This window comes from Shinella yambaruensis, from assembly GCF_050859155.1.
Lineage (GTDB): Bacteria > Pseudomonadota > Alphaproteobacteria > Rhizobiales > Rhizobiaceae > Shinella > Shinella yambaruensis.
The window spans coordinates 1,169,036-1,191,795 of sequence record NZ_CP150638.1; the positions used below are offsets into that span (position 1 = coordinate 1,169,036).

General features: G+C 65.0%; 20 protein-coding genes and 1 tRNA gene. 5 read left to right on the forward strand and 16 right to left on the reverse strand.

Annotation, left to right across the window (positions count from 1 at the left end; translation table 11 throughout):
• Window positions 1–98: 98 nt before the first annotated feature.
• From WMC41_RS05745 to WMC41_RS05760, 4 genes are all read right to left on the reverse strand, one after another.
• Entirely contained in the window at window positions 99–419 is a 321-nt protein-coding gene (locus WMC41_RS05745) for a YnfA family protein (protein WP_244770004.1), read from the reverse strand.
• Between the two features lie 121 nt (window positions 420–540).
• The gene (locus WMC41_RS05750; RefSeq protein ID WP_244770005.1) at window positions 541–717 is read right to left on the reverse strand and encodes a hypothetical protein; all 177 of its coding nucleotides are present in this window, start codon (window positions 715–717) and stop codon (window positions 541–543) included.
• Window positions 718–748: 31 nt separating this feature from the next.
• On the reverse strand, window positions 749–913 hold the full coding sequence (locus WMC41_RS05755; protein ID WP_244770006.1) for a hypothetical protein: 165 nt from the start codon (window positions 911–913) through the stop codon (window positions 749–751).
• Window positions 914–1,262: 349 nt separating this feature from the next.
• Window positions 1,263–1,601, reverse strand: coding sequence for a DUF2147 domain-containing protein (locus WMC41_RS05760; RefSeq protein ID WP_244770007.1), 339 nt, complete (start codon window positions 1,599–1,601; stop codon window positions 1,263–1,265).
• 466 nt (window positions 1,602–2,067) lie between these two features.
• Between WMC41_RS05760 and WMC41_RS05765 the strand changes: the two genes are divergently transcribed.
• Window positions 2,068–2,337 (forward strand): SEL1-like repeat protein, encoded by a 270-nt coding sequence (locus tag WMC41_RS05765; RefSeq protein WP_432347284.1) that lies wholly within the window; start codon window positions 2,068–2,070, stop codon window positions 2,335–2,337.
• 76 nt (window positions 2,338–2,413) lie between these two features.
• Here WMC41_RS05765 and WMC41_RS05770 read toward each other — a convergent pair whose 3' ends face one another.
• The 4 genes from WMC41_RS05770 to WMC41_RS05785 all read right to left on the reverse strand — a co-directional run bounded on the left by WMC41_RS05770 (window position 2,414) and on the right by WMC41_RS05785 (window position 5,912).
• The gene (locus WMC41_RS05770; RefSeq protein ID WP_432347285.1) at window positions 2,414–3,535 is read right to left on the reverse strand and encodes a pyridoxal phosphate-dependent aminotransferase; all 1,122 of its coding nucleotides are present in this window, start codon (window positions 3,533–3,535) and stop codon (window positions 2,414–2,416) included.
• A gap of 125 nt (window positions 3,536–3,660) precedes the next feature.
• The gene (locus WMC41_RS05775; protein ID WP_272804915.1) at window positions 3,661–4,089 is read right to left on the reverse strand and encodes a PilZ domain-containing protein; all 429 of its coding nucleotides are present in this window, start codon (window positions 4,087–4,089) and stop codon (window positions 3,661–3,663) included.
• 126 nt (window positions 4,090–4,215) lie between these two features.
• Entirely contained in the window at window positions 4,216–4,572 is a 357-nt protein-coding gene (locus WMC41_RS05780) for a hypothetical protein (protein ID WP_432347286.1), read from the reverse strand.
• Window positions 4,573–4,688: 116 nt separating this feature from the next.
• Entirely contained in the window at window positions 4,689–5,912 is a 1,224-nt protein-coding gene (locus WMC41_RS05785; RefSeq protein ID WP_064329552.1) for an acyl-CoA dehydrogenase, read from the reverse strand.
• 229 nt (window positions 5,913–6,141) lie between these two features.
• Here WMC41_RS05785 and WMC41_RS05790 point away from each other — a divergent pair, with 229 nt between their 5' ends.
• Window positions 6,142–7,170 (forward strand): extracellular catalytic domain type 1 short-chain-length polyhydroxyalkanoate depolymerase, encoded by a 1,029-nt coding sequence (locus tag WMC41_RS05790; RefSeq protein WP_432347287.1) that lies wholly within the window; start codon window positions 6,142–6,144, stop codon window positions 7,168–7,170.
• Window positions 7,171–7,177: 7 nt separating this feature from the next.
• Here the strand turns inward: WMC41_RS05790 and iolB are convergent, their stop codons facing one another.
• The 5 genes from iolB to WMC41_RS05815 all read right to left on the reverse strand — a co-directional run bounded on the left by iolB (window position 7,178) and on the right by WMC41_RS05815 (window position 13,986).
• Window positions 7,178–7,972, reverse strand: a complete 795-nt coding sequence (gene iolB / locus WMC41_RS05795; protein ID WP_432347288.1) for a 5-deoxy-glucuronate isomerase — start codon at window positions 7,970–7,972, stop codon at window positions 7,178–7,180.
• 34 nt (window positions 7,973–8,006) lie between these two features.
• Entirely contained in the window at window positions 8,007–8,924 is a 918-nt protein-coding gene (gene iolE, locus WMC41_RS05800; protein ID WP_432347289.1) for a myo-inosose-2 dehydratase, read from the reverse strand.
• Between the two features lie 216 nt (window positions 8,925–9,140).
• On the reverse strand, window positions 9,141–10,991 hold the full coding sequence (iolD, locus tag WMC41_RS05805) for a 3D-(3,5/4)-trihydroxycyclohexane-1,2-dione acylhydrolase (decyclizing) (RefSeq protein ID WP_432347290.1): 1,851 nt from the start codon (window positions 10,989–10,991) through the stop codon (window positions 9,141–9,143).
• 81 nt (window positions 10,992–11,072) lie between these two features.
• A complete protein-coding gene (locus WMC41_RS05810) occupies window positions 11,073–13,007 on the reverse strand; it encodes a bifunctional 5-dehydro-2-deoxygluconokinase/5-dehydro-2-deoxyphosphogluconate aldolase (RefSeq protein WP_432347291.1) in 1,935 nt (644 codons plus the stop codon).
• A gap of 121 nt (window positions 13,008–13,128) precedes the next feature.
• Entirely contained in the window at window positions 13,129–13,986 is an 858-nt protein-coding gene (locus tag WMC41_RS05815; RefSeq protein ID WP_244770017.1) for a MurR/RpiR family transcriptional regulator, read from the reverse strand.
• 213 nt (window positions 13,987–14,199) lie between these two features.
• On the opposite strand from WMC41_RS05815, the gene WMC41_RS05820 reads away from it, so the two are divergent.
• Together WMC41_RS05820 and WMC41_RS05825 are read left to right on the forward strand one after the other, a co-directional pair.
• The gene (locus WMC41_RS05820; RefSeq protein ID WP_432347292.1) at window positions 14,200–15,321 is read left to right on the forward strand and encodes a Gfo/Idh/MocA family protein; all 1,122 of its coding nucleotides are present in this window, start codon (window positions 14,200–14,202) and stop codon (window positions 15,319–15,321) included.
• A 98-nt stretch (window positions 15,322–15,419) separates the two neighbouring features.
• Window positions 15,420–18,773 carry a caspase family protein gene (locus WMC41_RS05825; protein WP_244770019.1) on the forward strand — a complete coding sequence of 1,118 codons (3,354 nt, stop codon included), beginning with the start codon at window positions 15,420–15,422 and terminating at the stop codon, window positions 18,771–18,773.
• A 372-nt stretch (window positions 18,774–19,145) separates the two neighbouring features.
• Here WMC41_RS05825 and WMC41_RS05830 read toward each other — a convergent pair whose 3' ends face one another.
• On the reverse strand, window positions 19,146–20,258 hold the full coding sequence (locus WMC41_RS05830; RefSeq protein ID WP_432347293.1) for a calcium-binding protein: 1,113 nt from the start codon (window positions 20,256–20,258) through the stop codon (window positions 19,146–19,148).
• A gap of 246 nt (window positions 20,259–20,504) precedes the next feature.
• Here WMC41_RS05830 and WMC41_RS05835 point away from each other — a divergent pair.
• Window positions 20,505–20,594, forward strand: a tRNA-Ser gene (locus tag WMC41_RS05835).
• Window positions 20,595–20,639: 45 nt separating this feature from the next.
• Here WMC41_RS05835 and WMC41_RS05840 read toward each other — a convergent pair.
• A complete protein-coding gene (locus WMC41_RS05840) occupies window positions 20,640–21,578 on the reverse strand; it encodes a tyrosine-type recombinase/integrase (RefSeq protein WP_432348277.1) in 939 nt (312 codons plus the stop codon).
• Window positions 21,579–21,691: 113 nt separating this feature from the next.
• Window positions 21,692–22,759, reverse strand: coding sequence for a porin (locus WMC41_RS05845; protein WP_432347294.1), 1,068 nt, complete (start codon window positions 22,757–22,759; stop codon window positions 21,692–21,694).
• Window position 22,760: the final 1 nt, after the last annotated feature.

Below are 22,760 nucleotides of genomic sequence, written 5' to 3' on the forward strand. Positions count from 1 at the left end.
TGTTTTTTGACAAGCAAACGACAAGTTCGGCGCGCCCGCAAGCCCCGGGACCAATCGCCCTTCAGCCGAGGCCGGACGGGGCTGAAGGGCGATTGATCCTAGCGCGGGGCCGCGAGGACGACGCCGGCACCGACGAGCGCCAGCGCCGCGCCGGCCACGTCGAAGCGGTCGGGGCGAAGCCCTTCGGCAAACCAGAGCCAGAGGAGGGAGGCGGCGATATAGACCCCGCCATAGGCCGCATAGGCGCGCCCGGCAAAGGCGCTGTCGACCTGCGCCAGCAGCCAGCCGAAAAGCGCGAGCGAGGCCATGCCGGGAACGAGCCACAGGATGGACTTGTCGAGCCGCCACCAGGCCCAGAAGGCAAAGCACCCGGCGATCTCGGCAAGGGCCGCGAGGGAAAAGACAAGGAGGGATTTCATCCGCGGCTCCGGGCTCAGGCGTGTCGACTTGCGCCTGCCCGTTTCGGATCGGTGACGACGGGAAAGGGGAAGCGCTGGCCTGACCCGTTTAGCACGGATGGCGGGAGGGCAAAGCGTATTCTCAGCTCATCGACTGGCGCTGGAGCGTGACGAAGAGGACGAGGCCCGCCCCCTGCTTCTCGATGCCGAGGCCGCCGGCATTGCTCCAGGCGAGCGCACCGACCGGGGCGATCATCATCGCCGAGAGGGCGAGGATGCGCATGGCGGTGGCGCAGGTATGGGCAAGGGCGGTCGTCATCTCGGCGTGTCCAGGTGTCTTGGAAGAAGTGTCAGAGCGAGGCGCGGCACATGTCCGGCGTCGCGCAGGCGACGAACTTGCCGGTCGTGTTGTGCGTGCTGCGGCGGTAGTCGGTCTCGACGGCGGCGGCGAGCATGATCGCGAAAATGGCCATCAGCAGGGTGATGATCGTCAGACGGCGTGCGAGGATGTCCATGGTGTCGTCCCTCATTGACATGTTTCAGTGTGACCCTTGTCGCATTGCGGGACTGAACGCTCCCTGAGAGGCCGGTTCATCTCCCGTTCAGGAAAGCTGTGATCGGCCCTCGGGAGGGCGTTGAGCGGGGGCAGGCGGGCATGCCGGGAGCGGCCCTGATCGGGGGGCGGGGGAATTGGCCAGCCCGGGCGGCTGTGAGCCCGGCATGCGGCCGGGGAGCCGGTACTTTCATGTGGAGATGCGGATTGGCCCGGGCAAGGGCAGGCAGGCCCTGACGGCGCGCTGAAAGTCGCGCGGACAGCCGAATGCCGGCGCCCGGGCGCCGGCCGGTTTCCTCAATCCTTGCCGTTCAAAGCCGCGACCAGGTCTGCGACTTGCAGAGCACCTTCAGGACGCAGCCCTTCATCTTCAGCGAATTGCCGCTCACCGAGCCGGAGCCGCTATAGGTCTTGTCGGCCGCCGGATCGGTGATCGAACCGGTATAGTCCGCGCCGGCGCCCTCCAGCTTGCCGATGCGCTTGCCGGCGAATTTCCCGGTTTTCAGCGTGATGCAGAAGCTGCCGCCGCATTTGGCGATCGCCGCGGTCTCGCCGCTGGCGGTCTTCCAGGTGCCCTCGATCGGCTCGGCGGCAAGGGCCGCGCCCGGGACAATGAGCAGGGCGGCGGCGATCCATGTCTTCAGGTTCATTCTCTTCCTCCTCCAGAATGCGCGCCGACAATATCTTACGCGAACGTAAAGGTAAATATGCGCGGAGAATGGATCTGCATGCGTTTTTCCGGCGTCGGCGACCCGAAGAATTGCATTGCGGAAAAACCCGACCGGTTTGCGTGGTTAGCGAAAGGTTGAAATCGCCGGTTGAACAATCGGTAAATTTTGAAGCGAATGCGGCGGTTTCCAGCGCCTCTGATGTTTAACGAAAACCCAATTTTACCAAGCGTTTGGACTTTGTTTGTCTCAAATTAAGCATGCATTTTAAGCGCATTTTGAAAGGCCCGCGGCATAGTGGAGCCATAAGACGAGCAGGGAAAACCCGCCGGCAAAACTCCGAAGGAAGACCAAGGCCGCTGAAGACGGCAGGCGCCCAAGGAGGCCCGAAAGGGCAGGTAAAACAGGACAATACGAGCAGAAAACCAGGTAGACAGGGACAATCGAAATGGCACGCTTTGACTTTCAGAACACCGAAACGGCCGCCATGACGGGCGGCGAGAACCGCGCCGAGATCTTCTGCGACATGGGCCTCATGTATGCCACCGGCCGCGGCTGCGCCGTCGACGTGGTGCAGGCGCACAAATGGCTCAACATCGCCGCCATCAAGGGTTGCGAACGCGCCGCGGAGCTGCGCGCCGACCTTGCCGCGACGATGACGAAGACCGACCTCGTCCTGGCGCTGCGTGCAGCGCGCGAGTGGATGACGGTTCATTGATGGGCGAATGGCGAATGGGGAGTAGCGAATAGGGAAGCGTAAAGAAGACCGTGGAGACGGCACCGCCCCCAATTCGCTATTCACTATTCGCTATTCGCTTCAAAACCAGCGGCAACGCCTCCTCCAGCAACGCCATATCGTCATCCGGCCCGACGCTGATGCGGATGCATCGGCTGAGGGGGGCGACGCCCGGCATGCGGATGAAGACGCCATGTTCCATCAGGCCGTCGACAATGGCGCGGGCGTGGGTGCCGTCCCGGCCGCAATCGATGGTGACGAAATTGGTGGCGGAGGCGAGGGGAGCAAGGCCGTTGGACCGCGCGATCTGCGAGATGCGCTCGCGGGAGGCGCCGATACGGGCGATGACGTCCGCAAGATAAGCCTGGTCCTTCAGCGCGGCGAGCGCCGCCTGGACCGAGATCCGGGCCATGCCGAAATGATTTCGGATCTTGTCGAAGGCCTGCGCATTGCCGAGCGTGCCGATCGCATAGCCGATCCGCGCGCCGGCAAGGCCGTAGGCCTTCGAGAAGGTGCGCATGCGCAGGATGTTCGGCTGGCCGATCAGCGCGCCGATCGGGGGGATGGTGCCCGCCGGCGCCGTCTCGCCATAGGCCTCGTCGAGAATGAGCAGCGTCGTTTCCGGCAGCGCCCGCGCGAAGGAGACGACGCTGTCGGCATCCCACCAGCTCCCCATCGGATTGTCCGGGTTGGCGAAATAGACGAGCGGCGCATTCTCCCGCCGCACGGCGTCGAGAAGGCCGTCGAGGTCCTCCCGGTCCTTGACATAGGGCACGGTGACGAGCCGGCCGCCGAACCCGTTCACATGGTAGTTGAAGGTCGGATAGCCGCCGAGCGAGGTGACGACCGGCGTGCCCGGCTCGATGACCAGCCGCGCGATTTCGCCGAGCAGCCCGTCGATGCCGCCGCCGATGGCGATGTTGTCGCGCGAAATGCCGTGATGGAGGGCAAGCGCCTCCCGCAGGTCGAAATTCTCCGGATCGGCATACATCCAGGTCGTGCCGGCGGCAGCGCTGATCGCCGCCAGGACGGACGGCGCCGGGCCGAAGCCGCTCTCGTTCGCGCCGATGCGGGCGCGCACGGCAAGGCCGCGGTTGCGCTCGATGGCTTCCGGCCCGACGAAGGGCACCGTTGCGGGCAGGGACTGGGCGAGGGCGGTGAAGCGGGAAAATGCGGACATGGGGCCTGCCTGGGATCGATCGACACGGATGCGGGACGCCGCCGCGGCCGATGCGCCGGGAAGGCGCGGCGCCGGAATCGGTTCCCGGCGGGCAGCCTAGCCAATAATGTCGTGGCGCGAAACGATCAGTTGGTGGCCGAGCCGACGCCGCCCTTCTCGATGCCCACCATGTAGCGCCGTTCCGGCTGTTTGAGGCGGCCGGTGATGCCGCCGGTGAAATAATCGGACCGTACGATCATGCGCAGGAGCTCCTCGTCGATCTCCTTGATGAACTGGACGCCGATACGGTTGTCGTTGCGATAGACCTCCGCACAGCCGATGCGCGAGGCGACGCCGACGATGGAGAGGTAATAGTGCAGCGGCAGGCCGATCGTCGTGCCGACGGTGAAACTCGCGCCGCCGAGCGATATGTCGATCAGCTTGCAGTGGCGCGTCTTGGGCGCCATCAGGTCGAAACCGACGGTCATCAGCATGCCCTGCCGGTTGACAGCGAACCGCTCCCATTTCCGCTCGTAGAGGCCTGCGCCGGAGCGCTTCTTGGCGTCGTCACTCATTGCCGCTTTCTCCCAAAGGGGACGTCATGTCCGACAGAGACGGGCAGAGTGTCGCAGGCGAGTATTTTGTTTCATTAAAACAAATACTTAAAAGTTTAGGCGTTCGATCTTCCGCAAGGGCGCCGCTCAGGCGTGGTGGTCCTGGGGCGCACGGCCGAGCACGAGGTCGAGGAAGTCCGTGTCGAGGAACATGTTGAAGCGCACCACCAGCTCCTCGCCGTCGCGCTTGAATTCCGTGCAGGGGATTTCGTCGCGGATGCCGTGGATCTCCAGGTAGAAGTTTTCCGGCAGGGTTAGCGTCTTGTTGATGGAGAGCACCGCGCCGGCGCTGGAAATGCTGCGGATGAGGCAGGTATAGCGCATCGCAGTGCTGAGATGGTGGCCGATCGGCGTGACGAAGCCCGGCCTGTCGATGCGATACTGGACGAAACTGCGCTTGGGGTGGCGCAGGCGAAGCTGGTCGTGGACGTGTTCGAGGGGCATGGCTCCCTCCCGCTCCTGTGGCTCGCTGCCGATTGTATCGAAACGGGATGGAGGAAAGGTGAAGACGGCCGCTCGCATTTGAACGAGCGGCCGTCGGACGGGTATGGGGCTGCGGCTTACTGGAAGGCCTGGAGGCCCGTCTGGGCGCGGCCGAGGATGAGGGCGTGGATGTCGTGCGTGCCCTCGTAGGTGTTGACCGCCTCGAGGTTCATGACGTGGCGGATGACGCCGTATTCGTCGGACACGCCGTTGCCGCCATGCATGTCGCGCGAGACGCGGGCGATGTCGAGCGCCTTGCCGCAATTGTTGCGCTTCATCAGCGAGATGAGCTCGGCCGGGGCGCGGTGCTCGTCGAAGAGGCGGCCGAGGCGCAGCGCCCCCTGCAGGCCGAGGGCGATCTCGGTCTCCATGTCGGCGAGCTTCTTCTGGATGAGCTGCGTGGCGGCGAGCGGCTTGCCGAACTGCTTGCGGTCGAGCGTGTACTGGCGGGCGGCATGCCAGCAGAACTCGGCGGCGCCCATGGCGCCCCAGGCGATGCCGTAGCGGGCGCGGTTGAGGCAGCCGAAGGGACCGGCAAGGCCGGCGACCTCGGGCAGCAGGTTCTCCTCGGGCACGAAGACGTCCTGCATCATGATCATGCCCGTCACCGAGGCGCGCAGCGAGAACTTGCCCTCGATCTTCGGCGTCTCAAAGCCCTTCATGCCGCGTTCCAGCACGAAGCCCTTGATCTTGTTGTCATGCGCGTCGGATTTCGCCCAGACGACGGCGACATCGGCGATCGGCGAATTGGTGATCCAGTTCTTCGCGCCGGAGACGAGGTAGCCGCCGTCGACCTTCTTGGCGCGGGTGATCATGGAGGAGGGGTCCGAGCCGTGGTCGGGTTCGGTGAGACCGAAGCAGCCGACCCATTCGCCGGAGGCGAGCTTGGGCAAGTACTTCTTGCGGGTCTCTTCCGTGCCGTAGGCGAAGATCGGGTGCATGACGAGCGAGGACTGCACGGACATGGCCGAGCGGTAGCCCGAATCGACGCGCTCGACTTCGCGGGCGACGAGGCCGTAGGAGACGTAGTTGGCACCGACGCCGCCATATTCTTCCGGGATCGTCGGGCCGAGCAGGCCGAGTTCGCCCATCTCGCTCATGATCTCGCGGTGGAAGATCTCGTGGCGGTTGGCCTCGGTGACGCGCGCGGCGAGCTTGTCCTGGCAATAGGCGCGGGCCGTGTCGCGGATCATGCGCTCTTCGTCGGTGAGCTGGTCTTCCAGGAGGAAGGGGTCTGCCCAGTCGAAGGGCGCCATCTTGGCGCGGGCCTGCTGCGGGGTGGCGCTGTGATGCTCGCTCATGGATTTCCTCCTGTCGCGGTTTTGTCGTTGCAGAAGTGCTACATCAGCTCGCCCCTCTTCGAAAGGCCGGGAACGAAAGGGATGACCAAACCCTTTGGCTATTTGTGAATGCCCTCATGAGCCTGGAGAATGAGCCATCCCCCGCATTTTTCCCGTTCCGCCTTGATCCTGCCGTGCCGGATGAGCAAATAACCTGACGATGAGCAATTCCACGAAAGAGAGGCCAAGCATGCGGGACCGTTTCAAGCGATCGGTCGAACGGCTGTTGCCGACCGACGCGCGCCTGGGTGACCTGTTCTGGCCGTTTCACCGCAACCCGAAACGCAAGGCGCCCACCGCCCGGCGGCGCCCGGCCGGCGCCTCCAGGCTTGCCGAAGTCGCCGGCTTCGGCAGCAATCCGGGCTGCCTTCTGATGTTCGAGCATATTCCGGAGGACCTTCCGGCCGGCCGGCCGCTCGTTCTGGTGCTGCACGGCTGCCGGCAGGATGCCGAAAGCTATGATCGTGGGGCCGGCTGGGCGTCGCTGGCGGAAGAGCGCGGCTTTTCGGTCGTCTATGCCCAGCAGCGCGAGGCGAACAATCCGCGGCGCTGTTTCACCTGGTTCCGGCCGAGCGAGGTGACGCGCGACCGGGGCGAGTTGATGTCGATCCGCCAGATGGTGGCCCATACGGCCGAGCGTGCGGCAAGCGACCCGGAGCGCGTGTTCATCACCGGCCTTTCGGCGGGCGGCGCGATGACGGCGGCGATGCTTGCCAACTATCCCGAGCTCTTTGCCGGCGGCGCGATCATTGCGGGCCTGCCCTTCGGCGCCGCGCGCGACGCCACCCGCGCCTTCGACGCGATGGGCGAGGCGCCGGAGAAGAGCCCGCGCGAATGGAGCGAGCTGGTGCGCACCGTCTCCCCGCGCATCTCGCGCAAGCCGGCCATCTCCATCTGGCACGGCACGGCGGATGAAACCGTCGCCCTGTCGAACGGCCTCGCCCTGGTCGAGCAATGGCGCGACCTCTATCGCCTGCCGCAGGAGGCCTTCGTGGAAAAGCGCATGAAGGGCCGCCGCACGCGCATCTGGCCGGACAGGGAGGGCAAGCCCCTCGTCACCTTCCATGAAATCGACGGCATGGGCCACGGCACGCCGGTGGAGCGCGGCGAGGGCGGCGGATACGCCGCCACCGTCGAGCCCTTCATGCTGGAGGCCGGCTTTTCCTCGACGCTGGAGATCGCCAGGACCTGGGGCCTGACGCGCAGGTGGAAGCGGTAGCCGGCGCTCACGCCAGCAGCCACTCGTGCTCCTTGGCGTTGTGGAACTTCCACACGCGCTTCGGCCCGGCCATCACGTTGAGATAATAGAGATCGTAGCCGTGGATGGTGGCGCAGGGGTGGTAGCCCTTCGGCACCAGCGTCACGTCGCCGTCCTCCACCGCCATCGCCACGTCGAGCGCACGGTCGTCCGTATAGACGCGCTGGAAGGCGAAGCCCTGCGGCGGGTTGAGACGGTGGTAGTAGGTCTCCTCCAGGAAACTTTCGTGCGGCAGGTTGTCCTGGTCGTGCTTGTGCGAGGGATAGGACGAGGTGTTGCCGCTCGGCGTGATCACCTCCACGACGAGCAGCGAATGGGCCGAACTGTCGTCTTCCGGCATGATGTTGTGGACATGCCGGACATTCGAGCCCTTGCCGCGGCTGATCTTCGGATGCGTGCCCGGCGGAATGGCCTTGGCCCTGTAGTCGCCGCCGCCCGGGGCCGAGCAGACGGCGAGCTCCAGGTCCGTCTCCGCCGTCACCGACCAGTTGGAATCGGCCGGGATGTAAAGCGCATGCGGGGCGCCGTCGAAGGGGCTCATGCGCTCGCCGAGGATGCCGAAATCCTTGCCCGCCGCCGTCGCCTTGCCCTTGCCGGAGATCCACACGAGGCAGACCTCGCGGCTTCCCGTCTCGGCCGCCAGGATCTCGCCCGGCTTCATGCGGTGCAGGTCGAAGCCGACATAGGTCCAGCCGGCGCTTTCGGGTGTCACATGGCTGACGCGGCCATGGTTGCCTTCGGGTTTGATGATGAGGGTCGACATGGGCTTCTTCCTTTCAGTCGGCATCGGGGGAGGATTATCCTTTCGGAAACCCTTCCGTCTCCACGGTATAGCCCGCCGCCGTCATGACGCGCATCAATTCCGCATGACCGACCTCGGCCATCTTCTGCGGCGGCGCTTCACGCGGATCCTGCTCGGCCTCGACGACGAACCAGCCTTCATAGCCATGATCGGCGAAACGCTGCACGATGGCGCCGAAATCGAGCGAGCCGTCGCCCGGAACGGTGAAGGCGCCGAGCGCCACGGCGTCGAGGAAGGACTGTTTCGTGCGGTCGAGCCCGTCGACCACGGACCGGCGGATGTCCTTGACGTGCACATGGTTGATGCGGGCGTGGTGGTTGTCGATGGCGCGCAGCACGTCGCCGCCGGCAAAGGCGAGATGGCCGGCATCGAGCAGCAGCGGAATGCCTTCGCCCGAATTCTTCATGAAGGCGTCGAGCTCCGGTTCGGTCTCCACGACGGCGGCCATGTGGTGGTGATAGGACAGCGGCATGCCCTGGTCCGCGCACCATTCGCCGAATTCGGTGAGGCGGCGGCCATAGGCCTTCATCTCGTCGTCGGAAAGGCGCGGCTTGGTGGCGAGCGGCCTGGAGCGGTCACCCTGGATGGACCGGCCGACTTCGCCATAGACGATGCAGGGCGCGTTGACCGCCTTGAACAGCTCGATCATCGGGAGGATGCGGTCCTTGTTGACCGTAAGCTCCTCGTCGACCAGCGTGCCGGAGAACCAGCCGCCGCACAGCGTCACGTCGGCCGCGCGCAGGATGGGCAGCATGACCGCCGGATCCTCGGGGAAGCGGCGGCCCTTTTCCATGCCGGTGAAGCCGGCGCTGCGGGATTGCCGCAGGCATTCCTCCAGGGACACGTCGTCGCTGAGTTCCGGAAGGTCGTCGTTCCACCACGCGATGGGCGACATGCCGAGTTTGGCTTTCATCGAAAAATCTCCTTGGAAGGAAGAGCTAAATATTTGGTTGGGATACCCCCCTCTGCCCTGCCGGGCATCTCCCCCTCAAGGGGGGAGATTTGGATGGGGTAACCGTTTCGCCGATCATTGACGTCTAAGTTTGAGCGATGCTTCTCCCCTTGCCGATCTCCCCCCCTTGAGGGGGAGATGCCCGGCAGGGCAGAGGGGGGTGTTCCACGGCATTGCCTAGCCGATCCGCTGGGCTTCGAGCGCCTTCACATAGGCCTCGCGCGCCGTGTTGACCTCGTCGCGCGCGCTGACTTCCGGAACCGCGACATCCCACCAGTGACCGCCGTCCTTCGTGGTGATCAGCGGGTCCGTGTCGATGACGATGACAGAGGTGCGGTCGTTGCCCTTGCTTCTCTCGATAGCGGTTTCGAGGTCGGCGATCGACGACACCTTCACCGCGACCGCGCCCATGCTCTCGGCATGCGCCCTGAAGTCGATGTCCGGCATCGTCTCGATCATCGAGTCCTTCAGCAGGTTGTTGAAGTTCGCGCCGCCGGTCGCCATCTGCAGCCGGTTGATGCAGCCGTAGCCGCGGTTGTCGAGCACGACGATCGTCAGCTTCTGGCCGAGCATGATGGAGGTCGACAACTCGGAGTTCATCATCATGTAGGAGCCGTCGCCGACCATGACGACGACATCGGCCTCCGGCCGCGCCAGCTTGACGCCGAGGCCGCCGGCGATCTCGTAGCCCATGCAGGAGAAGCCGTATTCCATGTGGTAGCCGCCGGGCCTGTTGGCCCGCCACAGCTTGTGCAGCTCGCCCGGCAGGCCGCCGGCGGCGCAGACGAGAACCGAATTGTCGCCGCCGATCGCGCGCTGCACCGCGCCGATGACCTGCGCATCGGAGGGCAGGGCCGCATTGGTGGCGGCGGTCGCCCGGTTGGCGGCGGCCATCCATTCGTCCTTGCGGGACTTTGCGGCCGCCTCCACCGCGGCCGGCGCCTTCCAGCCGCCGAGCGCCTCGGAAAGCAGCGTCAGGCCCTCGCGCGCATCGGCGACGAGCGGCTGGCTGTTGTGCTTGGCGGCATCGAAGGCGGCGGTGTTGAGGCCGATCATCGTTACGGCGTCATTCTTGAAGAGCGACCAGGAGCCGGTGGTGAAGTCCTGCATGCGGGTGCCGACGGCGAGGATGACGTCCGCCTCCTCGGCAAACGCATTGGCGGCCGAGGTGCCGGTGACGCCGATCGAGCCCATGCAGAGCGGATGGTCGTCCGGCAGCGCCGATTTGCCGGCCTGGGTGACGGCGACCGGAATGCCGTGCATGCCGGCAAAGGCCTTCAGCTCGGCGGTCGCCTGCGAATAGAGCACGCCGCCGCCGGCGATGATCAGCGGCTTTTCCGCCTTGCGCAGCGTGGCGATGGCGGCGGCGAGCTCGTCGCTGTCCGGGCGCGGCCGGCGGTGCGTCCAGACCTTCTCTTCGAAGAGGCTCGCCGGATAGTCATAGGCTTCGGCCTGCACGTCCTGGCAGAGCGAGAGCGTCACCGGCCCGCAATCGACCGGATCGGTCAGCACCTGCATGGTGCGCTTCAGCGCGGGGATGATCTGCTCCGGCCGGGTGATGCGGTCGAAATAGCGCGAGACGCAGCGGAAGGCGTCGTTGACGGAGACGGTGCCGTCGCCGAAATTCTCGATCTGCTGGAGGACCGGGTCGGGAATGCGGTTGGCGAAGACGTCGCCGGGCAGGAACAGTACGGGCAGGCGGTTGACATGGGCGACGCCCGCCGCGGTGATCATGTTCAGCGCGCCGGGGCCGATCGAGGTCGTGCAGGCCATGAAGCGCTGGCGGAAGCTCGCCTTGGCGAAGGCGACGGCGGCATGCGCCATGCCCTGCTCGTTGTGGGCGCGCAGCGTCGGCAGATCCTCGCGCACCTGGTAGAGCGCCTCGCCCATGCCGGCGACGTTGCCGTGGCCGAAAATGCCCCAGACGCCCGCGAAGATCGGCACCTTCCTGCCGCCCTCGACCGTCATCTGCGCCTTCAGGAAATGCGCGACGGCCTGCGCCATCGTCAGCCGGATCGTCTTTGCCATGGTCTTCCTCCCGAATTCTCTTGCTTGCCGCAATCCCTGACCGGGCGAACCGCCTCACGTCTTGCGGGATTGCCCTGTCCCTTAAAGGCCGCGCGTCCGCAGCCAGGCGTCGGTCAGCGCGCGGAAGCGGCCGGCCATGTCCGATATCGCCGCCTCGTCGTCCATCTTTCCGGCCATCCAGGCACGGGCGGCGTCGACGAAGATCGTGCGGCCGACGGCAAAGCCCTTGACGGCCGGCGCCACCCTGGTCGCCTCGAAGGCTTTCACCAGCTCCTCGGTCGGCGCTTCGAGGCCGAGCAGCACGATGCCGCGGCAATAGGCGTCGTTCCTCGCGATGACGGCCTCGATGTTCTCCCACGCGCCGCTGGAGGCCTGCGGCTCCAGCTTCCACCAGTCCGGCTTGATGCCGAGGTCGTAGAGCTCCTGCAGCGCCATCGACACCGTATCATCCTTGAGCGGCCCGTTCTTGCCCGCGATGATCTCGATCAACAGTTCGCGTCCGACGCGGCGCGCGGCTTCGAAGAGCGCGCGCAGCTTCTCCTGCTGCTCCGTCTTGAGCGCGGCCGGATCGTCGGGATGATAGAAGCACAGGCACTTGATGCAATGGTCGAGCGGCCATTCGACGAGCTGCGAGCCGATATCCTGGCTGAACTCGAAGCGCAGCGGCCTGGAGCCCGGCAGCTCGACCGGCCGGCCGAGCCAGGAGAAATTCTGTGTCGCGGCGTCGAAGAAGGCGTCGCGGCCGAAGCGCTCGTCGATCAGCATGCCATAGCCGGGGCGGCCGTCCGCGACCCGCGCGGCGGCCTTGACGGTCAGGCGCTTGAATTCGGAAATCTTCTCGTGCGGTACCTTCAGCTCGTCGGCGACGTCGACGAGCTGCATGCGGTGGTCGCAGGCAAGCGCCATCAGCAGCGGTATGTCGTCCTGCTTGCGGTTAGTCGCCCAGTGGATGTGGTTGATCGCCTCGTCCTTGCGCAGCGCCCGGTGCTTGCTGCCGTTCGCGAGGAAGAAGGCGAGTTCGTCCCAGCTCGGATATTCCGGCGAGCAGAGCAGGCGGGAGACGGCGAAGGCGCCGCAGGCATTGGCCCAGGTGGCGGAGGTCCTGTGGTCCTCGCCCTTCAGCCAGCCGCGCAGGAAGCCCGACATGAAGGCGTCGCCCGCGCCGAGCACGTTGTAGACCTCGATGGGGAAACCCTGCCCGACGACGCCGTCCTCCAGGTCGTCGGAGATCGGGCCGTCATAGACGATGCAGCCCATGGCGCCGCGCTTCAGCACGATCGTCGCCGCCGAGACGGCGCGGATCGCCTTCAGCGAGGAGAGCACGTCGTCGGCGCCCGAGGCGATCATGATCTCCTCCTCGGTGCCGACGATGAGGTCGCAATCCGGCAGCACGGATTTCATGATGGCGGAGACGCGGTCGGATTTCACGTAGCGCTCGAACCCTTCCGCATGGCCGGCAAGACCCCAGAGGTTCGGGCGGTAGTCGATGTCGAAGATGACCTTGCCGCCGCTCTCCCTGGCGATGCGGATCGCCTTGCGCTGGGCGGCCTCGGTGTTGGGGCGGGAAAAATGCGTGCCGGAAACGAGCACGGCGCGGGAGGAGCGCACGAAGGCCTCGTCCACGTCGCCCTCGTCGAGCGCCATGTCGGCGCAGTCGGTGCGCACGAAGATCATCGGCGAGACGCCTTCGGATTCGATGGCGAGCAGCACGAGCGCCGTCAGCCGCTCCCTGTCGGTCCTGATGCCCTCCACATTCACGCCTTCGCGGGCGCATTGCTCGCGGATGAAGCGGCCCATCTGCTCGTCGCCGACGCGGGTGATCAGCGCGGACCTGAGGCCGAGGCGGGCGGTGCCGATGGCGATGTTGGCCGGGCAGCCGCCGACGGATTTGGCGAAGGAGGCGGTATCTTCCAGCCGCGTGCCGAGCTGCTGGCCGTAGAGATCGACGGATGAGCGGCCGATCGTGATGACGTCGAGCGTCTTGTCCTGGCTCTGGCCCTGGTCAGTGTGCGGCATGTCTTCCTCCCGGTCTCGCGGCGCCGTCATTCAAGGTGCGGCGGTCCCTGCGGAAAATGAAACATGAATTCCATTATTATGTCAATTCGGAATATACATTCCGTTTTTATTCCACAGCATTTCACTTCGCGGCGCGCTTGAGGCTGCGTCGCTTTTCGGCGATGGCGACCGGCAGCGCCATGGCGAGCGCCATGGAGGCCGAGAGCGAGCGGAAGCCGGCATAGTCCGCCTCGGAAACCTCGAACCAGTGGGTGGCGGAGGCGGCCAGCGGCGAGAAGACCGAGTCGGTGATGGCGACGATCGGCACGCCGCGGGCGGCCAGTTCCTGCGCCTGCGTCAGGCTTTCGGCGGCATAGGGGGCGAAGCTGGCGGCGATCACCGCATCCTTGGCGGTGGCGAACTGCGTCATCTCGGCGTCGATGCCGTTCGGCGAGGCGATGATCTGGTGGCGGATGCCGAGCTTGCCGAGGGCATAGGCCATGTGCGCCGTCAGCGGATAGGAGCGGCGCTTGGCGACGAGATAGATCGTCTCGGCCCGCGCCAGAAGCTCGACGGACCTGGAGAAGGTCTCGCCGTCGATGGTGCTGGCAAGCCGCGCGACGGACTGGCTGGCGGCGGTGAGAAAGCCGGAAAGCAGCTCCGTGTCGCTGTTGGACGCCGGCCCGGCCTCGAGGGAGAGCAGGCGCTCCTCATAGGAGAGCGTGCGGTCGCGCAGCCGGGCGCGAAAAACGTTCTGCAGGTCGGAAAAGCCTTCATAGCCGAGGTGGTGGGCAAGGCGCACCAATGTCGAGGGCTGCACGTCGGCGGCCGTCGCGATGCTCGCCGCCGTGCCGAAGGCCATCTCGTCCGGATTGGAAAGCGCATAGGCCGCCACCTGCGCCAGGCGCTTCGGCATGCTCACCTTGCGCTCGATGATGACGCTGCGCAGGCTGTCGAAATCACGGGGCACGCGTGTAAGGGCCGCTTCGGTGCTGTTCATGGTTCTGTCCTCCCTCGTGCGGCCATTCTGCGACAAACGAAATAAATATTCCATATTCTAAGAAAAGATAGTTTTCGTTCCAAATCTTTCCCGCTATGCATGGTGCCGAAGACGCATATACGGCGAGGTATAGAGCAAATCCGGCGCGAATGCGTAGCGGTTTTGCGGCTGCATGCGCATGGAAATGGAACCCCGGCAGATGGAGGAGGCGGCATGAAGGCCTTGGGAATAGGACTGATCGGTACCGGCTACATGGGCAAGTGCCATGCGCTTGCCTGGAACAATGTCAGCGCGGTCTTCGGCGACGTGGAGCGTCCGCGCCTCGTGCATCTGGCCGAGGCCAATGCGGAGCTTGCCGCCAGCCGCGCCCGCGAATTCGGCTTTGCCCGATCGACCGCGGACTGGCGCGATCTCCTCGCCGATCCCGAGGTCGACGTGATCTCGGTGACGACGCCGAACCAGTTCCACGCCGAGATGGCGATTGCCGCGCTGGAAGCGGGAAAACACGTCTGGTGCGAAAAGCCGATGGCGCCGGCGCTGGCCGATGCCGAGCGCATGCTCGCCGCCCAGCGCTCCTCCGGCAAGGTCGCGGTCATGGGCTACAACTATATCCAGAACCCGGTCATGCGGCACATCCGTTCCCTCATCGACGAGGGCGCGATCGGCACGGTCAACCATGTCCGCGTCGAGATGGACGAGGATTTCATGGCCGATCCGGAAGCGCCGTTCTACTGGAAGAGCGAGGCCGCTTCCGGTTACGGCGCGCTCGACGATTTCTCCGTTCACCCGCTCTCGCTGCTCTGGAGCCTGTTCGGCCATGTCGAGGCGGTGATCGCCTCGCTGGCAAAGCCCTATGCCGACCGCCCGCTGAAGGAGGGCGGCCGCCGCGCCGTGGAGAACCACGACATCGCCAGCGTGCTGATGCGCCTTCCCGGCGGCATTTCCGGCGTGCTGATGGCCAACCGTTCCGCCTGGGGCCGCAAGGGCCGCATCGCGCTGCAGATCTACGGCTCGAAGGGCTCGATCCTCTTCGACCAGGAGCGCATGAACGAGTTCCAGCTCTATACGGTGGCGGGCCGTGCGAGCGAGCAGGGCTTTTCCACAATTCTGACGGCCCCGCATCACAAGCCCTATGACCGGTTCATTCCCGCCCCCGGCCACGGCCTCGGCTTCAACGATCTCAAGGTCATCGAATGCCGCGAGCTGATCGCCGCCATCGCCGGCATGGCCTCGCATTCCATCGATTTCAACCATGGCCTGCGCATCGAGAAATCGGTGCACGCCATGGCGCAATCTTTCCGCGAGGGCCGCTGGGTCGAGATCGCCCCCGCATGACGTTCTCGCCGGCCGGGTCAAAAAAATCCGGCCGGCCGCACATTGAAACGGCAGGGGCCATACGTAATACTCTCGGCAATAATGCCGGAGGGAAGGGCATGATCAAGCAAATGCAGAGACGCTGGGCGCCGGTCCTCTTCGTCTCGGTTGCCGTCGTCGTGTTCAATGCGGGCGCCGCAGAGGCGAAACGCGTTGCACTGCTGATAGGCAATCAGAAATACGAAGAGACCGCCCAGCTCAACAACCCTGCGAACGATGTCGAGCTGATGCGCGCCTCGTTCGAAAACGCAGGTTTCGATTCCGTCAAGACCGTCCACGATCTCGACCGCGCCGCCATGGTGAAGGCGCTGCGCGAGTTCGAGGACGATTCGATGGATGCCGAAATGGCGGTGGTCTACTATTCCGGCCACGCCATGGAGATGAACGGGGTCAACTACCTCATCCCCGTCGACGCGGCGCTGAGGAGCGACCGCGACGTCGAGGACGAGAGCGTCGCCATCGACCGTGTGCAGCGCTCGCTGGAAGGCGCCAAGAGGCTGAAGCTCTTCATCCTCGATGCCTGCCGCAACAATCCGTTCTCCGCCTCGATGACGCGGTCGATCGGCACGCGCGCCGTCACGCGCGGCCTTGCCCGCGTCGAGCCGGAATCGGCCGACACGCTGATCGCCTTCGCCTCGAAGGCCGGCACCGTGGCGCTGGACGGCGAGGGCAGGAACAGCCCGTTCGCCTCCGCCCTCTCGAAATACCTGACGGAGCCCGGCCTCGACGTGCGCATCGCGCTCGGCAAGGTGCGCGACGAGGTGGTGGAAGTCACCAACCGCGAGCAGGAGCCCTTCGTTTACGGTTCGCTCGGCGGCGCGCAGATCTTCCTGAACATCAAGGAAGTGAACATCAACGTCAACAACAGCGGCAACACGCAGGAAATCTCGCCGAACGGCCAGTCGGAAGCGGCCGCCGACTGGCAGAACATCCGCGACCTCGCCGACGAGGACCTGATCAACGCCTTCATCGAGAAGCACGGCAAGGATCCGGTCTACAAGATGCTGGCGGAAAAGAAGCTCGCCAGCCTCAAGGAAGCCACCCAGAACGACGGGCAGGATGCAGCCGGCATCGCATGGGAGGCCCTGAAGGGCTCGACCGACGCGGCCGCGCTCCAGCGCTTCATCGAGCGCTATCCGGACAGCCAGCACCGCAGCGATGCCGAACAGCTCATCGCCGCGCTGGAGCCCAAGAAGGGCCTCAGCGTCGACGTCACCGGCAAGGAGACGCCGGCCTCGCGCGACTGCTTCCTGCTCGCCGGCGAGCCGCAGTCGCTGCCCGGCTTCATGGGCGTCAACTTCCTGAAGATCGATGCCAAGCGGGCGCTCACCGCCTGCGCGCAGGCCGTCAACGAGAACCCGTCCGACGGCATGCTCGTCAACCTGCTCGGCCGCGCGCACGACGCCGACCGCAACTATGTCGAAGCCCGCCGCAACTACGAGAAGGCGATCGAGCTCGGCAACATGTACGCCCTGACGAACCTTGCCTGGTTCTCCGTCTACGGCACGGATGGCCCGGTCGATGTCGCCAAGGGCCTGTCGATGTTCGAGAAGGCCTCGATCGCCGGCAACTCCTATGCCCAGGCCTCGCTCGGCTGGCTCTACCGCGAAGGCTACGGCGGCACGCGCCAGGACTACAACGAGGCGGTGAAGTGGTACCAGCAGTCGGCCAACCAGGGCTATGCCAACGCCATGGCGACCATGGGCTGGTTCTACCGCGAAGGCCTCGGCGTCTCGCAGGATTACGTCCAGTCGCTCAACTGGTACCGCAAGGCGGCCGATGCCGGCGACGCCAACGCCATGTCCTCGCTCGGCTGGGCCTACCAGAACGGCCTCGGCACGGCGCAGAACTATGCGGAGGCCAAGGTCTGGTACGAGAAGGCCGCCAATATCGGCGATTCCTACTCGATGGCCTCGCTCGCCTGGCTCTATGACGTCGGCAACGGCGTGAAGCAGGACTATGTCGAAGCCCGCTACTGGTACGAGAAGGCCGCCAATGCCGGCAGCGCCTATGCCATGGGCAACCTGTCGCGCCTCTACGACCAGGGTCTCGGCACGCCGGCCGACGCCAAGGAAGCCGTCCGCTGGGCGGCCGCCTCGGTCGAAAGCGGCGATGCCAACAAGCTGAAGGAGCTCAAGGACAATCCGGGCAACTTCACGGTCGCCTTCCGCAAGGAGATGCAGAACCTCCTGAAGGAACGCGGCTACTACAGCGGTTCGGCCGATGGCGAATTCGGCGCGGCGACGCTCGCCGCCATCGACAAGCTCGCAACGGGCCGCAACGACAGCACCACCACCTCGCTGACGAACAGCAACACGACCACCACCGACAACAGCCAGTCGACGGTGACCCTCGGCGGTTCGGATGCCGACCAGTGCTACGAGCTTGCCGGCGAACCGAACCTGCGCCCGGGCTTCCTCGGCAAGCTCTTCGCGCAGATCGACTACGGCCGCGCGATCCCGGTCTGCGAGGCGGCGCTCAACGCCAATCCGTCGGACAACTCGATCCGCAACATGCTGGGCCGCGCCCACGACGCGGCACGCAACTTCCCGAAGGCGCGCGAGCTGTACCAGAAGGCCGCCGACGAGGGGAACCTCTACGCGCTGACCAACCTTGCCTGGTACTCGATCTACGGCACGGATGGCCCGGTCGACATGGCCAAGGGCACCCGCATGTTCGAGCAGGCCTCGAATGCCGGCAATCCCTATGCCCAGGCCTCGCTCGGCTGGCTCTACCGCGAAGGCTACAACGGCACGCGCAAGGACTATGACGAGGCCATCAAGTGGTATCGCAAGGCCGCCGAGCAGGGCTATGCCAATGCGCAGGCCACGATGGGCTGGTTCTACCGCGAGGGCCTCGGCACGGCACGCGACTACAATGCCTCGCTCGACTGGTACCTCAAGGGTGCCGAGGGCGGCGACGTCAACGCCATGTCCTCCGTCGGCTATGCCTACCAGTCCGGCCTCGGCGTCGCGGTCGATTATGTCGAGGCGCGCAAGTGGTACGAGAAGGCCGCGGCCTTCAACGACTACTATTCGATGGCCTCGATCGGCTGGCTCTACGACGTCGGCAACGGCGTGAAGCAGGACTATGCCGAAGCCCGCAACTGGTACGAGAAGGCGGCGAACGGTGGCAACACCTATGCCATGGGCAATCTCTCCCGCCTCTACGACCAGGGCCTCGGCACGCGCGCCAACGCCAAGGAGGCCGCCCGCTGGGCCGCCGCCAGCGTCGAGGGCGGCGACCAGGGCAAGCTGCAGGAGCTCAAGGGCTCGCCGGCGAACTTCACGCCGCAGTTCCGCAAGGAGTTCCAGCAGATCCTCAAGGATCGTGGCTACTATAGCGGCCCGATCGACGGCGACTTCGGCACCTCGACGCAGAACGCGATCGACCGCCTGGCTGCCCGCACCTGAGGCATGTCCCGCCGAAGCGGCAACGCTTCGGCGGCGGACGGACAAGGTGCCAGCGCAATTCCGGTGGACCGGATTTCAGAACCGCCAGCGACCAGAAGGGTCGCTGGCGGTTCTCGTTTTGTGGGGAAAAGTCCATGAAGGCCGAAACGGCGCGTCGGATTGCGCTGTCCCGGGGTGAAGGCCGGGTTGCCGCAGGGCGCCATGTCGTCGCCTGTCCGCAGGCCTGATTCGGCGGGCCTGGCCGTGGCTGACCCTTCCCGAACGGCGCGCCGCGCGCTTTTTCACAAGGATTACAACGAGAAATGCCGCACGCGTTGCTGGCGCGTGCGGCATGACAAGCTCGGAGGCGCCCCCTGGTGCCGGGGGCGGAGCTTAGAGCAGGAAGTCGCTCGAATAGTAGCGCGTGAGGCCGGCGTCAATCTCGAAATCGGCACGGCCGTCGCCGTTGACGTCGCCGGAGATGATCGTGCCCGAGTAGCGCAGTTCCCCGGCGGTGCCGGAGAAGGCGTCCTTGCCGATGAAGGTGAAGGCGTTGTTGCCGCCCCGGCCCGTATCGGCGTCGATGTCGCGCAGGTCGATGACGTCGCCCTGGCTCTCCGGCTTGAAGTCGTCGATCACGTCGCGCTGCGAGCCGACCTTGCTGTCGGAGGTGCGCACGAAGCGGAACGTATCGGCACCGGAGCCGCCGACAAGGAAGTCGTTGCCGCTGCCGCCGACCAGGAGGTCGTTGCCCGCGCCGCCGACGAGGTCGTCATTGCCGGAGCCGCCGTAGAGCCGGTCGTTGCCGCCGCCGCCGTAAAGGTCGTCATTGCCGTTGTCGCCGTAGAGGACGTCCTTGCCGGAGCCGCCATAGAGCTTGTCGTTGCCGCCGAGCCCTTCCAGCTGGTCGTTGCCGTTGCCGCCGCGCAGCGTGTTGTTGCCGCCGGTGCCGATCAGCGTGTCGTTGGCGCGGGTGCCCGTGGCATTCTCGATGCTGCTCAGCTTCTCGGTGCGCCCTTCGACGGCCTTCGCAAAGCCCTTGTCAAGGTCGACATAGATGCCGCGGCCCCTCTCGCTGGAGGAATCCTGCAGCGAGTAGTTGATTGTGTCGTTGCCGGAGCCGCCGTTGAACGAGTTGCGGTAGCCGACCGAATAGAAGGTGTCGTTGCCGCTGTCGCCCTTGTAGACGCTGGCGAGCGTCTTCACCTCGAACCGGTCATTGCCGTCGCCGCCGCGGACGATGTCGTATTCGCCGCTGGCCTTGGCCGAGCCGTCGTGCTTGTAGACGTCGTTGCCGGAGCCCAGGAAGATGTCGTTGCCGCCCTCGAAACTGTTGCGCACGAGATCGTTGCCGCTGCCGGCTTCGACATAGTTGAGGCCGCCCCGGCTGTCGGTCCGGTTCAGAACGATTTCGTCATCGCCGCCATAGGTGTAGATCTCGACCTCGGTGCGCGAGTTCTGGACGACGTAGTCGTCTCCGTTCGTGCCCTTGTATACATAGGCCATGTCCTCGTTCCTTTCTGCAACCATGTGCTGTTGTCCGACTTCTAGCGCCGGCAAGCTGAACCGCTGTTGAACAAAGTGGGGAGACAGAAGGCATTTTCGAGGCCGGCCGGCAAAAATTCCGCAGGCGGAAGCGGGGAGGGCGCAGTCGCGGTTCCGGCCCGAAGGCGCGGCACCGTCATCAAAATGTGGGTGAAAACCAAAAAAGCCTTGCAATCGCAAGCGCTGCCGCATAGTGAGACCGCGAGCGGAGAGGTGGCCGAGTGGTCGAAGGCGCTCCCCTGCTAAGGGAGTATACCGGAAACGGTATCGAGGGTTCGAATCCCTTCTTCTCCGCCAGTTCCTCGTGCTTCGGCAAGGCTCCCAGAAACGTCCGGAAAATCGTCAGCCTGCCTTGCGGCGCGCCGCGCGTTCCAGAATGGGCACGCAGATGTCCAGGTCGCTGGAGGCGAGATGCGCGTAGCGCATGGTCATCTGCAGGGTCTGGTGGCCCAGCCAGGTCTGGACGCGTCGGATATCGATGCCGCCCTGGACAAGCCGGGAAGCGCAGGTGTGGCGCAGGATATGCGGTACGACGTCGGGATCCGAGCCCAGCCCCACCGTCTGCTTCGCCTCGTTCCAGGCCGCGCGGAATTTTGGCTGGGCGATGCCCGCGAAGGGGCCGCGTTTTCGCCTGTCCGAAGCGTGGATGGCGGCGGCCGCGCGTTCGGTAAGCGGCACGGAACGGCTTTTGCCGCTCTTGGTCAGCCAGAAGGTGACGCGCTCGCCCTGGATGTCCTGCCATCGAAGGCCGATGCCTTCGCCGAGCCGCGCGCCGGTATCGACGAGGAAGATGCAGAGGCGACCGTAAAGATCGGATATTTCAAGGATCCTTGCAAAAAGCCGCGCCTCCTCGTCGGGATCGAGAAAGCGGATACGGCCAGCCTTTTCCCGCTGGCGCTTGAATTCCGGGAGGCTCTCGATGTCGCCCATCCGGTATGCCTTGCGCAGGAGCTTGCTGAGCGCAGCCATCTTCCGGTTGATCGTGGCATTGCTGTTGCCGCGCTTGCGCAACGCCGCGATCAGGCTGTCCACCATCTCGTCGGTGAAGTCCGTAAAGGTTGTGCCGAGAAGGATTTCGTCGAGCTCCCCGACGAAGGACAGGACATTATATTTGTGAGATCCCGGCTCCCAAAGCACGTCGCTATAGCGATCAAGCAGCCAGCGCAATGTAACACGCTTTGATAATTTTGGCTGAATTAATGAAGAAAAATTATAGTTCAGGTTGTAGTTGCCAAAATTTGGGGCAACTTTTTGCATTTGGGGACCCCGCGGCGCATGCATCGCGCAGTGGTTGCACAAAATGATTGCTGGATTCCTGCTAAAACATCCCCTAAATTAGCAGAAAACAAAAACCCGGCTTGCAGCCGGGTTTTCTATTTTCGGTCGCTATTCTATCAGAACGAGCGCTCCAAGCGGACGAAGCCGGACCAGTCGTCCATGCCGCTCTTCTTGCCATCGAAGCGCGGGCCGTCGACGTCGGTGTACTGCAGGCTGACCTTGGCGGTCAGGTCGGTCACGATCGTGTAGTCGAGCGTGACGCCGGCGCGCCATGCATCGCGGTCGCCGACATAGTCGCCGCTCAGATCGTAGTCGATCGTGCCCCAGTACTGGAAGCCAGGGGTGATGGCCAGCTTGTCGGTCAGGTTGGCCTTGTACGAGGCAGCGACCGACCATTCGGAAGCGTCCCAGTAACGGTTTGCGCCCGACGACCAGACGGCTGCGCCCTGCAGGGTGCCCGGGCCGACGTCAGCGGAGATGAGGCCGCGGATGTTGCCGTTTTCAGCGTCGAAGTCGTAGGAGCCGAGCAGGTCAGCGCTGACAGCGCCGAACGAGCCGGTGACAACGCCCGAGATGCCGAGGTTGTCGGAGAACTCCGACCAGGTGTTGGTTGCGAAGGTCTCGAGCGAAGCCGTGGCGGAGAAGGCGCCGCCTTCGTACTTGTACGAGATGGCGTTCAGCAGCGTGTTGCCGCCGATGACGTTCAGGAAGCCGCCGTCGAGAGCGTCGGTTTCGCCGTTGATGCCCTTATCCCACTCCGTGTAGAAGTAGCCGGCCTTGAAGCCGCCGAGCTGGATCCATGCGCCGTCCAGGAAGGTGTCGGCACCAGAGTCGCTCTGGAGGTCGATGTGGCCGGTCAGCGTGCCGAGCTCGGTGTCGCTCTTGGCGTCGATGGAGAGATAACCACGGGTATTGGTCTTGTAAGCAGCGTCATTCGTCAGCCAGGCACCGGTGGAGCCGCTGCGGCCATGCTCAGCGAAGTCAACCTGGAAACGGACATAGCCGCTGATCCGCAGGCAGGTTTCGGTGCCCGGAATGTAGAAGTAACCCGTGCCGAATGCGTCGCAAACGCGAACGTATTCCATCGGCTCCGGCTCGGCGGCAACGATAGCGTCGGCGGCCTGAGCGCCGGAGACTGCTGCGAGAGCAGCAGCGGAGCCGATGAGAAGGCTCTTGATGTTCATT

Excerpts from the sequence above, each read along its gene's own strand:
- WMC41_RS05745 (WP_244770004.1), bottom strand. The coding sequence starts at position 419 with ATGAAATCCCTCCTTGTCTTTTCCCTCGCGGCCCTTGCCGAGATCGCC.
- WMC41_RS05750 (WP_244770005.1), bottom strand. The coding sequence starts at position 717 with ATGACGACCGCCCTTGCCCATACCTGCGCCACCGCCATGCGCATCCTC.
- WMC41_RS05755 (WP_244770006.1), bottom strand. The coding sequence starts at position 913 with ATGGACATCCTCGCACGCCGTCTGACGATCATCACCCTGCTGATGGCC.
- WMC41_RS05760 (WP_244770007.1), bottom strand. The coding sequence starts at position 1,601 with ATGAACCTGAAGACATGGATCGCCGCCGCCCTGCTCATTGTCCCGGGC.
- WMC41_RS05765 (WP_432347284.1), top strand. The coding sequence starts at position 2,068 with ATGGCACGCTTTGACTTTCAGAACACCGAAACGGCCGCCATGACGGGC.
- WMC41_RS05770 (WP_432347285.1), bottom strand. The coding sequence starts at position 3,535 with ATGTCCGCATTTTCCCGCTTCACCGCCCTCGCCCAGTCCCTGCCCGCA.
- WMC41_RS05775 (WP_272804915.1), bottom strand. The coding sequence starts at position 4,089 with ATGAGTGACGACGCCAAGAAGCGCTCCGGCGCAGGCCTCTACGAGCGG.
- WMC41_RS05780 (WP_432347286.1), bottom strand. The coding sequence starts at position 4,572 with ATGCCCCTCGAACACGTCCACGACCAGCTTCGCCTGCGCCACCCCAAG.
- WMC41_RS05785 (WP_064329552.1), bottom strand. The coding sequence starts at position 5,912 with ATGAGCGAGCATCACAGCGCCACCCCGCAGCAGGCCCGCGCCAAGATG.
- WMC41_RS05790 (WP_432347287.1), top strand. The coding sequence starts at position 6,142 with ATGCGGGACCGTTTCAAGCGATCGGTCGAACGGCTGTTGCCGACCGAC.
- iolB (WP_432347288.1), bottom strand. The coding sequence starts at position 7,972 with ATGTCGACCCTCATCATCAAACCCGAAGGCAACCATGGCCGCGTCAGC.
- iolE (WP_432347289.1), bottom strand. The coding sequence starts at position 8,924 with ATGAAAGCCAAACTCGGCATGTCGCCCATCGCGTGGTGGAACGACGAC.
- iolD (WP_432347290.1), bottom strand. The coding sequence starts at position 10,991 with ATGGCAAAGACGATCCGGCTGACGATGGCGCAGGCCGTCGCGCATTTC.
- WMC41_RS05810 (WP_432347291.1), bottom strand. The coding sequence starts at position 13,007 with ATGCCGCACACTGACCAGGGCCAGAGCCAGGACAAGACGCTCGACGTC.
- WMC41_RS05815 (WP_244770017.1), bottom strand. The coding sequence starts at position 13,986 with ATGAACAGCACCGAAGCGGCCCTTACACGCGTGCCCCGTGATTTCGAC.
- WMC41_RS05820 (WP_432347292.1), top strand. The coding sequence starts at position 14,200 with ATGAAGGCCTTGGGAATAGGACTGATCGGTACCGGCTACATGGGCAAG.
- WMC41_RS05825 (WP_244770019.1), top strand. The coding sequence starts at position 15,420 with ATGATCAAGCAAATGCAGAGACGCTGGGCGCCGGTCCTCTTCGTCTCG.
- WMC41_RS05830 (WP_432347293.1), bottom strand. The coding sequence starts at position 20,258 with ATGGCCTATGTATACAAGGGCACGAACGGAGACGACTACGTCGTCCAG.
- WMC41_RS05840 (WP_432348277.1), bottom strand. The coding sequence starts at position 21,578 with ATGCATGCGCCGCGGGGTCCCCAAATGCAAAAAGTTGCCCCAAATTTT.
- WMC41_RS05845 (WP_432347294.1), bottom strand. The coding sequence starts at position 22,759 with ATGAACATCAAGAGCCTTCTCATCGGCTCCGCTGCTGCTCTCGCAGCA.